This window comes from Pseudomonadota bacterium, assembly GCA_016711215.1.
GTDB lineage: Bacteria > Myxococcota_A > Polyangia.
The window spans coordinates 102,691-116,469 of sequence record JADJTL010000007.1; the positions used below are offsets into that span (position 1 = coordinate 102,691).

General features: G+C 69.8%; 14 protein-coding genes. 11 read left to right on the top strand and 3 right to left on the bottom strand.

Translation table 11 applies throughout. The annotated features are described in order from the left end of the window. Positions 1–150: 150 nt before the first annotated feature. The 11 genes from IPL40_15625 (at position 151) to IPL40_15675 (ending at position 10,793) form a co-directional block, all read left to right on the top strand. Positions 151–1,215, top strand: coding sequence for a DNA-directed RNA polymerase subunit alpha (locus IPL40_15625; GenBank protein MBK8482569.1), 1,065 nt, complete (start codon positions 151–153; stop codon positions 1,213–1,215). Positions 1,216–1,328: 113 nt separating this feature from the next. Next, positions 1,329–1,757, top strand: a complete 429-nt coding sequence (gene rplQ, locus IPL40_15630; protein MBK8482570.1) for a 50S ribosomal protein L17 — start codon at positions 1,329–1,331, stop codon at positions 1,755–1,757. 356 nt (positions 1,758–2,113) lie between these two features. Then, positions 2,114–2,467, top strand: coding sequence for a TIGR02266 family protein (locus IPL40_15635; GenBank protein ID MBK8482571.1), 354 nt, complete (start codon positions 2,114–2,116; stop codon positions 2,465–2,467). Beyond that, complete coding sequence (locus IPL40_15640; GenBank protein MBK8482572.1) at positions 2,464–2,856, top strand: flagellar biosynthetic protein FliO; 393 nt, start codon at positions 2,464–2,466, stop codon at positions 2,854–2,856. The genes IPL40_15635 and IPL40_15640 overlap by 4 nt, the downstream gene beginning before the upstream one ends. Further along, a complete protein-coding gene (gene sctR / locus IPL40_15645) occupies positions 2,853–3,587 on the top strand; it encodes a type III secretion system export apparatus subunit SctR (GenBank protein ID MBK8482573.1) in 735 nt (244 codons plus the stop codon). The genes IPL40_15640 and sctR overlap by 4 nt, the downstream gene beginning before the upstream one ends. A gap of 63 nt (positions 3,588–3,650) precedes the next feature. Next, positions 3,651–3,917, top strand: a complete 267-nt coding sequence (gene fliQ, locus IPL40_15650; protein ID MBK8482574.1) for a flagellar biosynthesis protein FliQ — start codon at positions 3,651–3,653, stop codon at positions 3,915–3,917. 171 nt (positions 3,918–4,088) lie between these two features. Continuing rightward, a complete protein-coding gene (locus tag IPL40_15655) occupies positions 4,089–4,913 on the top strand; it encodes a flagellar biosynthetic protein FliR (protein ID MBK8482575.1) in 825 nt (274 codons plus the stop codon). A gap of 67 nt (positions 4,914–4,980) precedes the next feature. Further along, complete coding sequence (locus IPL40_15660) at positions 4,981–6,105, top strand: EscU/YscU/HrcU family type III secretion system export apparatus switch protein (GenBank protein MBK8482576.1); 1,125 nt, start codon at positions 4,981–4,983, stop codon at positions 6,103–6,105. Further along, the gene (priA, locus tag IPL40_15665; protein MBK8482577.1) at positions 6,102–8,573 is read left to right on the top strand and encodes a primosomal protein N'; all 2,472 of its coding nucleotides are present in this window, start codon (positions 6,102–6,104) and stop codon (positions 8,571–8,573) included. The genes IPL40_15660 and priA overlap by 4 nt, the downstream gene beginning before the upstream one ends. Positions 8,574–8,961: 388 nt before the next feature. Then, entirely contained in the window at positions 8,962–10,200 is a 1,239-nt protein-coding gene (locus IPL40_15670) for a hypothetical protein (GenBank protein ID MBK8482578.1), read from the top strand. 74 nt (positions 10,201–10,274) lie between these two features. After that, positions 10,275–10,793, top strand: coding sequence for a hypothetical protein (locus IPL40_15675; protein MBK8482579.1), 519 nt, complete (start codon positions 10,275–10,277; stop codon positions 10,791–10,793). 19 nt (positions 10,794–10,812) lie between these two features. Here the strand turns inward: IPL40_15675 and IPL40_15680 are convergent, their stop codons facing one another. The 3 genes from IPL40_15680 to IPL40_15690 are packed head-to-tail and all read right to left on the bottom strand — an operon-like array spanning position 10,813 to position 13,732. Next, entirely contained in the window at positions 10,813–12,102 is a 1,290-nt protein-coding gene (locus IPL40_15680; protein ID MBK8482580.1) for a FecR domain-containing protein, read from the bottom strand. Then, positions 12,099–12,695 (bottom strand): RNA polymerase sigma factor, encoded by a 597-nt coding sequence (locus IPL40_15685; GenBank protein MBK8482581.1) that lies wholly within the window; start codon positions 12,693–12,695, stop codon positions 12,099–12,101. The genes IPL40_15680 and IPL40_15685 overlap by 4 nt, the downstream gene beginning before the upstream one ends. After that, positions 12,692–13,732 (bottom strand): hypothetical protein, encoded by a 1,041-nt coding sequence (locus IPL40_15690; protein ID MBK8482582.1) that lies wholly within the window; start codon positions 13,730–13,732, stop codon positions 12,692–12,694. The genes IPL40_15685 and IPL40_15690 overlap by 4 nt, the downstream gene beginning before the upstream one ends. Positions 13,733–13,779 lie beyond the last annotated feature (47 nt).

Consider the following 13,779-nt stretch of genomic DNA (forward strand, 5'->3'; position numbering starts at 1 on the left):
GTCAAATGCGCCCCGGCGAGGGCCCGCCAGACCTCGCCAGTTCGACAGGTCAGGTTTCGTTAGGCCAGGTTTCGTTAGGCCAGGTTTCGTTAGGCCAGGTTTCGTTAGGCCAGGTTTCGTTAGGCCAGATTGGCAAGAAGGAAGCAAGGTATGGAGCCGAACATCGCCCCCCAGAGCAGCGTAGTGGCGCGCAATTGGCGTGACTTGATCAAGCCGCGGATGATGGAGAAGGACGCCGAGACGCTGACGCCGACCTACGGCAAGTTCACCTGCGAGCCATTGGAGCGGGGTTTTGGCCTCACGATCGGCAACAGCTTGCGGCGCGTGCTGCTGTCCTCCTTGCAGGGCGCGGCGATCACGGCGGTCAAGATCGACGGCGTGCTCCACGAGTTCACGACGATCCCCGGGGTTGTCGAGGACGTGGCCGACATCGTTCTGAACCTCAAGGAGGTTCTGGTAAAGATGCATGACCCGGGGCCGCGGGTGGTCATGCTCGAACGCCGTGGGCAGGGGGCCGTGACTGCCGGCCACATCCAGACGCCGGATGGCATCACGGTGCTCAACCCGGATCATCATATCGCAACGCTGTCGGGCGACGCGAAGCTGCGAATCGAGCTGACGCTGCAGATGGGGCGTGGCTATGTGGCTGCCGATCGCGGCAAGGTGCTCGGGGTCCCAATCGGGACAATCCCGATCGATGCGCTCTTCTCGCCGGTGCGCAAAGTCAACTACACGGTGACCAACGCGCGCGTCGGTCAGCAGACCGACTACGACAAGCTGACCTTGGAAGTCTGGACCGACGGGAGCGTCACGCCGGACGATGCCGTGGCCTTTGCTGCCAAAATCATGAAGGATCAGCTGACGATCTTCATCAATTTTGAGGAGTTGAGCGAGCCGGACGACCACCTCGAGAAGGACGAAGACGTCCGGGTGCTCTATGACAACCTCAACCGCTCGGTGGAGGAACTCGAGCTTTCGGTGCGCAGCGCCAACTGCTTGCAGAATGCTGACATCAAGTTCATTGGCCAACTCGTCCAGCGCAGCGAAGGCGAGATGCTCAAGACGAAGAACTTCGGCCGCAAGTCGCTCAACGAGATCAAGAAGATCCTGGCGACGATGGGTCTCGGTTTGGGCATGAAGATCGACGCGTGGCAGGAGCCCGGCGATCTTCCGGTCGAGGCGGTCGAGGCGGTTGAAGCGGTCGAGGCCGAGTAGGCGGACCTCTGCGGAGCCGGGGGTGGGCTCAACGGAGGCGGATGGAGCGCTTGGCCGCCTGATTAGGGCTCCAGCGCCGGTTGACGAGATGACGTTCAAGATCGGGGTAGGTCGTGAGACACCGTAATGCGAAAAACAAGCTGGGGCGCACGTCGGCGCACTATGCTGCGACCGTCAGCAACATGCTCAGCGCTCTCTTTCGGCATGGACGCTTGCAGACCACCGAGGGCAAGGCGCGTGAGCTGCGTCGGGTAGCGGAGCGCACGGTGACCAAGGCCGTGCGTCTCGGCGACATCCTGACGCGGGACTGGAAGACGCTCGGCGCGACCGAACGGGCGCAGTTGGTTCACGCCTTGCGGATGGTGAAGCGCACTGTGCGCGACCGCGAGGCGACGCTGCTGATGTTTCGAGAGTGGGCTCCGCGCTACCTCGGACGCAGCGGCGGCTACACCGCGATGTTCAAGCTTGGTAAGCGTCGGGGTGACAATGCGCCGATGGCTTTGCTCGAGCTCGTGCCGGCTGAAAAGCCCGAGTCCGCCTAGTCGATCGATCGTGCCGCCAGTGTCGGTCTGCGGCGCGCGACCTTCGTCGCGGACACTCTGGCTCAGTTTTCGGCCCGAGGGTGCGTTTCCCCGCAGCCTTGACCTCGGCAGCCTGGCGTGAGCGGTGAAGGATGAGCTGTCCGGCCTGCCGAGCAGGTCTTCCCGAGGGCGCCCGCTTCTGCGGCGTCTGCGGGTTTCGACTCGGACCGATGCCCGCGACGCCCTCGGGCAGGCAGCCTCAGGCGAAGCCTGCGATGAATAGCGGCACGGCGATGCGTGGCCCGGCGGCGGGTGGCGAGCCGGGCCCAGGGCGCCGTGTGACCGCAACGCGCCAGGTCGTGGGAGCTCGGGTTCCGGTGCCACGCAGGTACCCGCGCTTTCCGCTCCGGGTCGAGATTACCTACGCCAGCGAGCATAACTTCTTCAGCGGGATGCTACAGAACGTCGGCGGCGGTGGCCTCTTCATCGCGACGCGCGATTTGCTGCCGCTCGGGGCGCGGGTCGACGTGGAGTTCAGCATTCCGGGGAGGCAGGCGACCTGCCTGGCGAGCTGTGAGGTCGCGTGGCTGCGCGATCCGGGCGCCGTGCACGCGGGCGCCGGTGGGAGCGCGGGCATGGGACTGCGCTTCGTCGAGCTCGACTCGGGGGTTGGGGAGGCCGTTCAGCGCTTCATCCAGCACCGCGAACCGATCTTTTTCGAGGATCCATGAGCGGCGGGGGCTACGGTTGGGGCGCGCTGCTCTTCGGGGGCGCGGTCGAAGGGCTGGGCGCTGACCTTGGCGGGGCCCTCCTGCGCATGGTGCTGGCGCTGCTGGCAGTCTGCGCGCTGGCGTGGCTGGTGCTGCGGGTTGGCTTGCCGCGGCTGCTCAAGACGCTCCGCCTTCCCGCTGCCGAAGGCGGCGCGCTGCGCGTGATCGAGCGACAGGTGCTGAGCGTCGGCAAGACGCTCTGGCTGGTCGAGGTCGAAGGGCGGCGACTGTTGATCGGGGCTAGCGAGGGCGGTTTGCGGCTGATCACCGAGGTCTCGACCCCGCCTCGGGCCCCGGCTGGGAGGCCGGTCGAGGTTGGGCCGCACGGGGAGACGGGGGAGACGCTGTGAGTGCGTGGCCGCTGGCGGCCGCGGCCCTGGCGGCCCCCGTCGCTTCGACGGCGCGCCTGGAGTCGAGTGCCGATCCGCTGGCGCTGATCCTGTTGCTGAGCGCGCTCGCCCTGCTGCCCTTCCTGCTGGCCGTCACGACCAGCTTCGTGAAGTTCTCGGTGGTGCTGGCGATTCTGCGCAACGCGCTGGGTACACCCCAGGTGCCGCCGACGATCGTGATTACGTCGCTGGCGCTGATTCTCACCGGCTACGTGATGGCGCCGACCGCCATCGAGGTCTACCGCGCCGCGGAGCCGGCGATGGTTGGATCCGAGGGCGCACCCTTGCTCTCGGACCGCTCGGTGCGGGCGCTGCTGCAGGGCGCGAGTGCCGCGCGAGAGCCGCTTCAGCGCTTTCTCGTCCGCCACGCCCAGGCGGCTGATCGCGCGCTCTTTCGCGACATGGCGCGGCGACTCTGGCCGGCGCCGCAGCGTGACGCGGTCACGGATCGGGATCTGGTGGTCGTCGTGCCTGCCTTTGTGATCAGCCAGCTCGCCGCGGCGTTCAAGATCGGCTTCTTGCTCTTCGTACCCTTCCTCGTGATTGAGATGGTGGTGGCCAACGTGCTGCTGGCGCTGGGCATGCACATGCTCGCCCCAACGACGGTCTCCTTGCCCTTCAAGCTGCTCCTCTTCGTCTTGGTGGACGGCTGGCGTTTGCTGGTGCAAGGCTTGGTGCTGTCGTTCGGCTAGGCGCCCCGGGGGGGCGTTCTGAGCCGCGCGGCTGGCTGGCGCCCGGCGGCGGTGGAGCGAAGGGTGAGCGCAGGCGACATCTTGCAGGTTACGCGCGAGGCGCTCTACCTGGTGGTGCTTGTCAGCGCCCCGGCGGTGGCGGCGAGTCTGATCGTGGGGCTGGTCGTCAGCGTGCTTCAGGCGACGACGCAGGTGCAGGACCAGACCTTGAGCTTCGTGCCCAAGTTGCTGGCGGTGATGGTCGCCCTCGCTGTAGCCGGGGGCTGGATGGGCGCGCAGATCCTGCGCTTGACGCAAGCGCTCTGGAGCCAGTTTCCTGCCGTGCGCTGAACGTGCGCTGAACGTGCGCTGAACGTGCGCTGAACGTGCGCTGAACGTGCGTGGACGGGCGGTAGGGCAGCGACAGGCGCAGCGAATCCGCCGGGCGTCGGCCCCAGGCGCTCAGCGCAATCGACGGCCTGACGGGCCGCGGTGCGACCCGGGGTCGCAGGGGAAGCGGTGTTGAGGGACGACGCGCTGCAGCTGCTCCTGGGTGATTCGCGGCGCTTGCTGCTCGGGCTGACCGTGATGACGGCGCGCTTGGCACCTCTCCTGACGCTGACGCCCGTCTTTGGTGGGGCGCTCGTGCCGCGGACCGTTCGCACAGCCCTCCTGGTGGCGATGGGCCTGGTGATCTACCCGGCCGTGGCGACGACCCTGGATCGCGTCGTCGGCGGCTCCGGCCTGCTCTTGGCCGCTGTGCTGCTCAGCGAGGTCTGGGTCGGGGTCGTGTTGGCGCTGCTGGTCTCCCTCGTCTTCTGGGCCGCGCAGTCGGCCGGCTGGCTGGTGGATACGGCGCGGGGAAGCGCGCATGCCGAGGTGCTGATGCCTGGCGCGAGCGGTCGCTCGACGGCCAGCGGCACGCTCGTCTGGCTGCTGTCGATCGTGTTGTTCTTCGCAATCGGGGGGCACCGCGCCCTGCTGATGGCTGCCGCGCGATCCTACGTGATCTTGCCGCCGGGAGCGTTTCCCGCGCCCGAAGGGCTGCGCGCCATCGCCTGGCTCTGCCTGCGGCTGACCGGGGAGCTGATCGCGCTGGCGCTCGTCCTCGCCGCACCGGTGTTGGCCGCCCTGTGGCTGACGGATCTTGCGCTCGGCTGGGTCAATCGCCTGGTGCCGCAGGTCGGCATCTTCTTTGTCGCCATGCCGCTTAAGGCTCTGGCTGGGGTGGGCATGTTGGCATTGGTCGTGGGCCCGCTGCTGATGGTGCTGCCCGCGAGCCTCGAGCTGGCGATGGGGTACGTGGGTCAGGCGATCGCGTTGTTGGCGCCTGCCCCTACGGGTTAGGGCGGTGCCGGCGGTGCCGGCAACCTGGAGCGGTGGCCGGCGATAACGCGCCGGGGACGGGCTTGCGATGGCCGACGCACAACGGAATGGCGAAGCGACGGAGCCGCCGAGCACCAAGCGACTGCGCGACGCGCGACGCCGTGGTGAGGTCGCCCGCAGTGGCGACGCGGTCGCTGCCGTCGTGCTCGTGGCAGGCGGCGCGGCGTTGGCCTGGACCGGGGCCGGGCTCGTGGCGGGGTTGGCGGGCGGCCTGCGCCGCGCGCTCTTGCAGGCGACCGACACCGGGGTTGCTCCGGCTGCTGCCCTGGCCGGAGCGACCTATCAGGCGGCGGGGCTTGTTTGGCCCCTGCTGCTGGTCGTCGTGGTGGGAGCGATCGCAGCCAATTTCGGCCAGGTCGGTGCCCTGCTGGCGCTCGATCCAATCGTGCCCAAGCTGGAGCGAATCAACCCGCTCCGCAATGCCCCGAGGACGCTCGGGCGGCAGGCCTGGGTCAATGGCGCCAAGGCTGCGGCCAAGCTCGGCTTGGCCGGCTACGTGGCCCTGACCGCGCTGAAGCAGCAGTTGCCCGGGCTGACGCGGCTGGTCTGGGGTCGCCCTGATCAGGTCGTCTCGACCGTGGGATCCTGCGCGCTGGCCCTCACCTGGCGGCTTGCCGCGCTGGCCCTCGCCTTCGGGCTGGTCGACCTCGTTTATCAGCGCTGGAGCTATCGGCGGCGGCTGCGCATGACCAAGGACGAGGTCCGCCGCGAGCATAAGGAGCAAGAGGGTGATCCCCAACACAAGGCGGAGCGCCAGCGCGCGCATCGCGAGCTGGCTGAACAGCGGATGTTTGCCGCTGTGGCCGAGGCGGACTGTGTGATTTGCAATCCCGAGCACATCGCGGTCGCGCTGCGTTATGTGGCGGAGACGATGGAGGCCCCGCGGGTCGTCGCCCGCGGTCGTCGGGCCGTTGCGGCGCGAATTCGCGCGGAGGCGCGGCGCCACGGTGTGCCGATCATTCGGCAGGTGGGTTTGGCGCGCGCGTTGATCGAGCTTGAGCTCGATCAGGAGATCCCCGCACCGCTCTACGAGGCGGTCGGCGAGGTGTTGCGCTTCGTGCAAGGGCTGGCTGAGCGGCGCGATCCGCGCCCAGGGGGCCCGGGTGCGACGCCTGCTGTCAGCGGCGGCGGATCGGATCCGGTGCCGCGATGAGCGCCGGTGTCGAGGTCGAGGTGGCCCCGCTGCTGCCGGTGCGCGGCACCTTCACCTACCGGGTCGAGGAGGAGGCGGCGGCAGCGGCTGTGCGCCCGGGCGCACGGGTCCTCGTGCCTTTCGGGGCGCGTCAGGTGGTCGGCATGGTCTTGCCGCCGGGAGCGGCCGCAGGGCAGCCGGCGTTGCGCGCCGTGGGCGCCGTGCGCGCCGTCAGCGAGCTGCTCGATTGGACGCCGGTGCTGCCGGAGGGCGTGCTCGCGCTGCTGGTCTGGGCCGCACGCTACTACTATGCGCCGGTGGGGGAGCTGGTCCGTGCCGCGCTGCCGGCGTTACTCCACGCGCGCGAGCGGCAACAGCTGCAGCTGACGGCCAGCGGTCGCGCGGTGCTGGAGGCCCAGGCCGCGCTGCTGCGCCGCCCCGACCTCGATGCGAGCGCCGAAGAGCTCGCTCTCTTGCAGGAGCTCGATCGCCGCGGGGGATCGCTGAAGCGTAGCGCCCGCGGCTGGAGCCGCGCTCGCACCGCGGCCCTGAACCACGCCGTGGCGAGCGGTTGGGTGGTCCAGGTGCTGAGGCGGAGCAGCACCGCCCCGCCCTCGACGGACTTGCTGATTACCCTCAGCGGCGAGGCCCTTCCCGGCGACCTCGAGCGCCGCGCACCGCGACAAGCGGCGCTCTACGCGCAGCTCGCCGCCGTCGCTCCGTCGCGCTACAGCGCGCTGAGCGCGCTGCCGACGGACGCACGGGCGCTGCTGCGGCGGCTGGAGCAGAAGGGGCTGGTGCGCTGCGTGCTCGTCGATCGCGAGCCGACCTCCGCCGCTGCCGCGTCGCCGGCGGAGGAAGCAGAGCCGGGGCATACGCTGACGCTCGAGCAGGCTGCCGCGCTGCGCCGCATCGAAGCCGCGTTGCAACAGGATCAATACCGCGCCTTTCTGCTGCACGGGATCACGGGGAGCGGGAAGACCGAGGTCTATCTGCGCGCCATCGCCGAGGCCCTGGCGCGCGGCCGAACGGCGCTGGTGCTGGTACCGGAGATCGCGCTGACGCCACAGCTCGCGCAGCGCTTTCGCGCTCGCTTCGGGGATCAGGTCGCGGTGCTGCACAGCGGCCTGGCCGATCGCCAGCGCTACGACGAGTGGCAGCGGATCCGCGCCGGGGTCGTGCGCATCGTGGTTGGCGCGCGCTCCGCGGTCTTTGCGCCGCTCGAGCAGCTCGGGGTGGTGGTGCTCGACGAGGAGCACGATGGCTCGTTCAAGCAGGACGAGGGTGTGCGCTACAACGCCCGCGACCTGGCGCTGGTGCGGGCGAAGGACGCGCGGGCGGTGGCGGTGCTCGGCTCGGCCACGCCCTCCCTCGAGAGCTACCACGGCGCGCTGACGGGCCGGCTCGAGCTGCTCGAGATGATGCGTCGCGCCACGCCGCGTCCGCTGCCGCCCGTGCGCGTGATCGATCTGCGCCGCTACCAGACCGATGCGAGCGGCCTGATTAGCGCACCGCTGGACCAGGCGCTGCGAGCGACGCTGGCGGCTGGGCAGCAGGCGATTCTCTTCCTCAATCGGCGCGGCTTCTCCACCTTCGTGGTCTGCCGGAGCTGCGGTGAGGTCTGTCAGTGTGCCCACTGCTCGGTCTCGCTGACCCATCACCGGCGGCGCGCGCTCCTGGTTTGCCACTACTGCGGCTTCACGAGCGCCGTGCCGCGGGCCTGCGCCCACTGCAAAGCGGAGCCCTTGGCACTGCTCGGACACGGCACCGAGCGGATCGAGGATGCGCTGCAGCAGCGCTTTCCCGCGGCGCGCGTGGCGCGGCTCGATCGCGACACGGCCAGCGGGCGTGGCCTTCAGGAGCTGCTGGCGCGGACCCAGCGGCGCGAGCTCGACATCCTCGTCGGCACGCAAATGGTCACCAAGGGTCACGACTTTCCGCACGTCACGCTGGTCGGCGTGCTCTCCGCCGATCGTGGGCTGAATTTTCCCGACTTCCGCGCGGCGGAGCGAACCTTCCAGCTCTTGACGCAGGTGGCGGGCCGCGCGGGCCGGGGCGACGCCGCTGGTGAGGTCCTGATTCAAACCTATGCCCCCGAGCATCCGGCGATTCGCGCCGCGCAGCAGCACGACTACCGCGCCTTCTACGAGCGTGAGCAGCGCGCGCGCCGCGAGCTGGGCTACCCGCCCTTCGGCGTGGTGGCGGCGCTGCATCTCGACGGGCCGGACGCGCCGGCCGTCGCTGCGGCGGCGCAGGCGCTCGGGCGTCGGATCACGGCGCTGTCGGCGACCCAGGGCGTGGAGCTGCTGGGCCCGGCCGAGGCGCCGCTGCAGCGGCTGAAGGGGCGCACCCGCTGGCTGCTGCTGCTCAAGGCCAAGCAGCGCGGCCCACTGCGCGAGCTGCTCGATCGGCTGCTGCCGGCAAGCGAGCAGGCGCTGCCGCGTGATCTGCGCCTGGCGGTCGACATCGATCCCCAGCAGATGCTCTAGCTCGTCTCTTGGCTCGTTGCTCAGATCGCGATGGCCCTCCCGCGCGTACACGTCGCCCACGGCATCGCGCCCACGGAGGAGGTCTGCATCCCGCAGGTCGTCCTCCTGGGTTCGAGGCGCGTACACACAGCGCCGGCACTGCAGTCCGGCGGGAAGGAAGGGCGATGGTCATGACGAGGAATGGAGTCCCTTGGGCAGGCGGCAGCGCCGCAACAGCGAACTCTCACGCCGTCGCGCGCGCTTCCGCGCGCTGGCGGCTTGTCGCCCGCTTGCTGCTCCTCGCTCCAGCCCTCGCCGGGGTGGCTGTGGCGCTGAAGAGGCGGAACGCGCGCTCGAAGGCGATCGCGGTGGGGAAAGCACCGGCGCGCTGAGCGCGGCGACGGCGGCGATGAGCGTGCCACGCTACGAGCATGCTGCGCTTCGCTTGCTCGATGGGCGCGTACTGGTTGTCGGCGGTACCAGCGTCCAGGATGGCGGCGAGCCGCTCGCCTCGGCGGAGATCTTCGACCCTGTGTCCGGAGCGTGGAGTGCGACCGGGTCGATGCGCATCGCGCGTCGTGCCCACGAGGCGGTCCGCCTGACGGATGGCCGGGTGCTGGTGATGGGCGCCATCGGCGGGCCAGTGGGCGGCAGCGCCGGCAGCTCGATCCTGAGGTCGGCCGAGGTTTACGAGCCGAGCACTGGCACTTGGTCGAGCGCCGGAAGCGTGCTTGTCCAGCGCTATGGCCATACAGCCCTGCGCCTGCGGGATGGTCGCGTCCTGGTCGTCGGTTCGCACTCCGGCTCCGTCGATGGGCAGAGGTCGACCGAGCTCTACGACCCGGCGACCGGCCGCTGGAGCACGACAGGAAGCACCGCCACCGGTCGGATGCGCGCAGGACTCGTCGAGTTGGAGGACGATCGGGTGCTCGTCGTGGGCGGCTATGTCTCGCGCACGTCCTGCGAGGTCTGGTCGCCGGTCAGCGGGACCTGGGCTCCGGTTGGATCAACGATCGTGACGCGGGACCGGAACGCCCTGCTGCTGGCGCGGCTATCGCAAGGCAGGGTCCTCGTCGCCGGCAACAACTTCGGTGAGAGCAGGGCCGAGATCTTCGATCCGGCCGCCGCTGGCTGGCGGACCACGGGGGCGCTTAGCGCACGGCACTTCAATGGGGTCGGCGTCCAGCTCGACAACGGCGAGGTGATCTTCGGTGGAGGCATCGGCCCGGAGAGCTTGACCTCCAGTCTCGAACGCTACGACGAGGTAAGCGAGACCTGGTCGGTCGTCGGGGCGCTGGGGTCTATACGGTCGATGGCGGCTGGTGTTCCGCTCGAGGATGGCGGCGCCCTCTTCCTTGGCGGCTACGTCAATTCGAAGGGCGCGAGCGGTACACCGGTGGGTGTGGCGAGCGTCGACCGGCTGCCGCCACTCGCGGACTTGCCCGGAGGGGCCGACGGTTCGTGTGCGTTGTCGGTGACGAGCATAGAGGCCAAGCCGCAGGGTACGAGCACCACGATCAGTCTGACCGTCCCAGCGGGCAAGCGATGGGCGCGGTCTCCGACCTGCCCTCGTGGGCCACCGTGCTGCCGGCGAGTGGGCTCGGCAGCGGCTCATTCGCGGTCACGATCGCGCCGAATACGGGTCTAGCTCGCACCTCGTCCCTGCGGGTTTGTGGCACCTCGCTACGGCTCGCTCAGGCCAGCGCGTTTGTCGCCGCGGCATTGAGCGCTGCCTACCGTGCACCCGAGTGCCTGGTCGTGGGGGTGTCCTGCGACACGGCCGGCCTCGTGGATGGACGGGCCACCCTCGGGCCGGAACGCGATGCGCCCAATACGCTAGCGAGTAGCTGTCTCGATGGCCTCCACGGCCGCTACCACGCCGACGAATCGATCGACGGCATCAGGGTCTCCACAGCGGACGGCGGGATGCTCGGCATCGGCAAGACCGTTCATATCGACGTCGCCCTCTGGGCCTGGGTTGGCTACGCGACGGATGCGCTCGACCTCTACACGACGACCTTCCCTGGGGGCGTCCCGACCTGGACCCTGCGGGCCACGCTCAAGCCGACCAAGGCCGGCCCGCAGACGCTGCGCTACTCGTACGTCCTGCCGGCGGCTGCGACGCAAGCGGTGCGCGCACAGTTTCGCTACCGTGGCAGCGCGTCCTCGCCCTGCAGCAGCGGCCCCTATAACGATCGTGACGACCTCGTCTTTTCGGTGGGAGCCGCGGACCTGCCGTGAGCGCCAGAAGGCTCTTGGGCTACGGCGAGCGGCCGCCGACAAAGTTCTCCGGGGAAGAGCTTGGCGGAGCGTTGACAGGCCTCGCCCGCAGGCGATCGAGCGCGTGTCGGGCTTCACGATGCAAGGGCGCTTTGGCACCCAGCTCGAGATAGCGTTGGTAGGCCCGCGTGGCGCCGTCGGGGTCGGCGAGCTCAGTCTCGCGCAGGCGAGCCAGGTCGAAGAGGGCCAGCTGGGCCCACGGGGTCTCGGGAAAGCGCGCGATCAGCGCCTCGAGCCGCGCGGCGGCATCCTTGGGCCGGTGCTGGGCCAGGGCCAGCTCGGATTGCAGATAGAGCTCACCCGCCACCGCCGGCGCGTCCGCAGGCACCGCCTCGGCGCTGGTTGAGGGCGAGGAGTTGGCAGGAGTGGTTCTGCCCTGGGTTGCTCGTGTCCGCCCCGGGCCAGGCGCTCGGCTCGTTAGCTCGGGGAAGGAGGCGAAGAGCGCGTGGTCGTCACGGCGCAGGGCGCTGAGAGAGATCCGGCCACCGCTGATCCGGAGCTGCTGACCCGCCTGGATGGCATGTGCTTCCCCGCTAGGTAGCACGAAGCGGGTTGCGCCCTCCTGCACCCCCACGCGCGTGCTCTCTCCGTCCACGGCAACGAAGAAGACGGTTCCTGTGACATGAACGGCGCCAGCCGGCGTTTCCACGCGAACCACTTCGTCGAGCGCCCGGCCATGCACGGCCACCACGGCGACGCCCTGCTCGACGGCGATGCGCTTTTTCTTGGCGCTGCTGTGGATGACGGCGATCCGAGCGTTCGCGCGGAAGGCCACGCGTACGCTGTGGCCCAGCGCAAAGCCCAGGGAGCGCGCTCCCTCGGCAATCACCGCGCGTTGCTCCCGAACAGCGAGCCGCCTGGCCGGACGAGCGGCCCCGCCAAGGGCAACGGCTAGCCGCTGCTCCTCGCTTCGAGGCTGGTGTCGCTGCAGCGAGGTCCACAACGCACGGCTCGCGAGAGTCACGCCGACCACCGAGGCCACCAGCAGCGCGATCGCCGGCGCCCAGCGACGTGGCACGCGCGCGGGTACCAGCTCGTCGCAGGCGCGCCCGATCAACAGGTTCGCCCGTCTGCGCGTTAGCGTCGCCGGCGCGGGCTGCGCGCGCGCTTGCTCAAGCGCACGACAGAGGAGCAGAAACTCCGCGTCTTCTTCCCCGCGCGGCCCGCGGCGCGAGTCGAGGCGCGTCCCCGCGGCGGCGTCCAAGTGGCCAGCAGCCCGCTCGAAGAGCGCGTCGACGTCTGGTCGGCCCGAAGGACGTGAGTCGGTCATGCATGCCTCCCAGCGTTGCTCTCGAGGCGTTGCAGGGCAGCCGGTTGTCGCGGTTGCGGCAGAGCGACAGGCGCCGAGAGGTGCTCGCGAATGCGCAAGCGGGCCGTGCGCAGGCGCGTGCTCACGGTACCCTCCGGGATCTCGAGCAGTCGCGCGATCTCGCCGGTCGTGTAGCCCTCGAGGTCGCGCAACGTGAACACGACGCGCTGCTCGGGCGGAAGCTGATTCAGGCAGCGCTGCAAACGGCAGAGCTCGCTATGTGCCTCGGTGCGGGCATGACCGCGGTCGGAGTGCTGCGCCTCCTCGATCGCGGGGGTGAGCGGGATGATCTTGCTGCGCGCGCGAAGGTGCGTCCAGGCGACGCGAATAGCGATGCGAGTCAGCCAGGTGCGAAACCGACAGTCACCGCGAAAGGTCTGCAACGATCGCACGGCCTCGATCAGCGCCTTCTGCGTCACGTCATCGAGCTCGCTGTCGGCGCCCAGCACACGCCAGGCGGCCTGGCGCACCGCCCGCAGCTCCTGCCGCAGCAGTCGGTCCAACGCCCCGCGATCTCCGGCCTGGGCCCGCCGCAGCAGGCGTGCCTCCGTCATCGACCGCCGAAGAGGGCGCCGACGGCCACAACCAACGTGCCCCTGACGCTGAAGTCAGCTTCCCCATAGAGGTTCACCGGTCCGGAGGCGTCGGAGTCGACGCGAAAGGCGACGTGCGCGGGGACCAGGGGCTGGCGCCAGCCGACTCGCACGATCGGACGCAGTCGGCCGGTGCCCATGCGGGCCTCGAGCCAGGGCAAGATATTCGCAGCCGCGGCGGTCTCGGTCAGCGGCGCTGCATTGTCGACCAGCACGATCGGCTTGCTCAGCTCGGCTTCGGCAGCGCAGCCGAACGCGAGGGTCAGACCCGGCCGTCGCCACAAATCAAAGCCGAGGGCCAGCCGGCCGACGAAGCCGGAGCCGGGTAGGACCGCGCGAGCATAGGCCGCCGCGGTACCGCCGGAGGAGGCCGTCCGCGCTCCCCCATTGACCCCGACGAAGCCGCCGGCGCCGAGGTCGAAGCTCCAACGCCCCGCCTGGTAGCCGCCGAGGAGCATCGCGCCGATGCGGAGGGCCGGCAGGTCGAGAAAGCCGCCTTCGGTGGTTGCTCCGACGCGCCACGGCGTGGGCCGACTCGGAGGCTCACTTGTGCTCACGAGCGTCGCTGCGGTCGGCGCCGGGATGGCGTCAACTGTCGGCATAGGCGCCGCCGCAGCGGGGGAGGGCGCGGGAACATCAGCGCTCGGCGTGGAGCTGGGCGAGGTGCTCTCCGCGACAATCAGCGCCAGGTTGCGCACGAGGAGCTCGCCGGCCAGGTCCGAGCTCGGCAGGATTCGTACTGAGCGCGACGATCCGTGGCGGTGGCGGAGATCGAGGAGCAGCGCGCCGCCCGAGTCGTCCGCGCTATGGCTGAGGCGTACGTGCCAGAGGGCCGCTTCGGGCTGGGCCACCACGGTCACACCGCGCAGCGCTAGGGCGCGCTCCAAGGCCTCGGCCGGGATGGGCGCGTCGACGGAGAGGCTCACCCGCACCGCGTAGGCGGAGCACGGCAAGGCCAAGACCAGCCCAATCAGCACGACCGTCAGCTTAGGTCTCATCGGATCCTCCCGGGAAAACTGCTCGTCCTGACAACGCGCTCGACGCC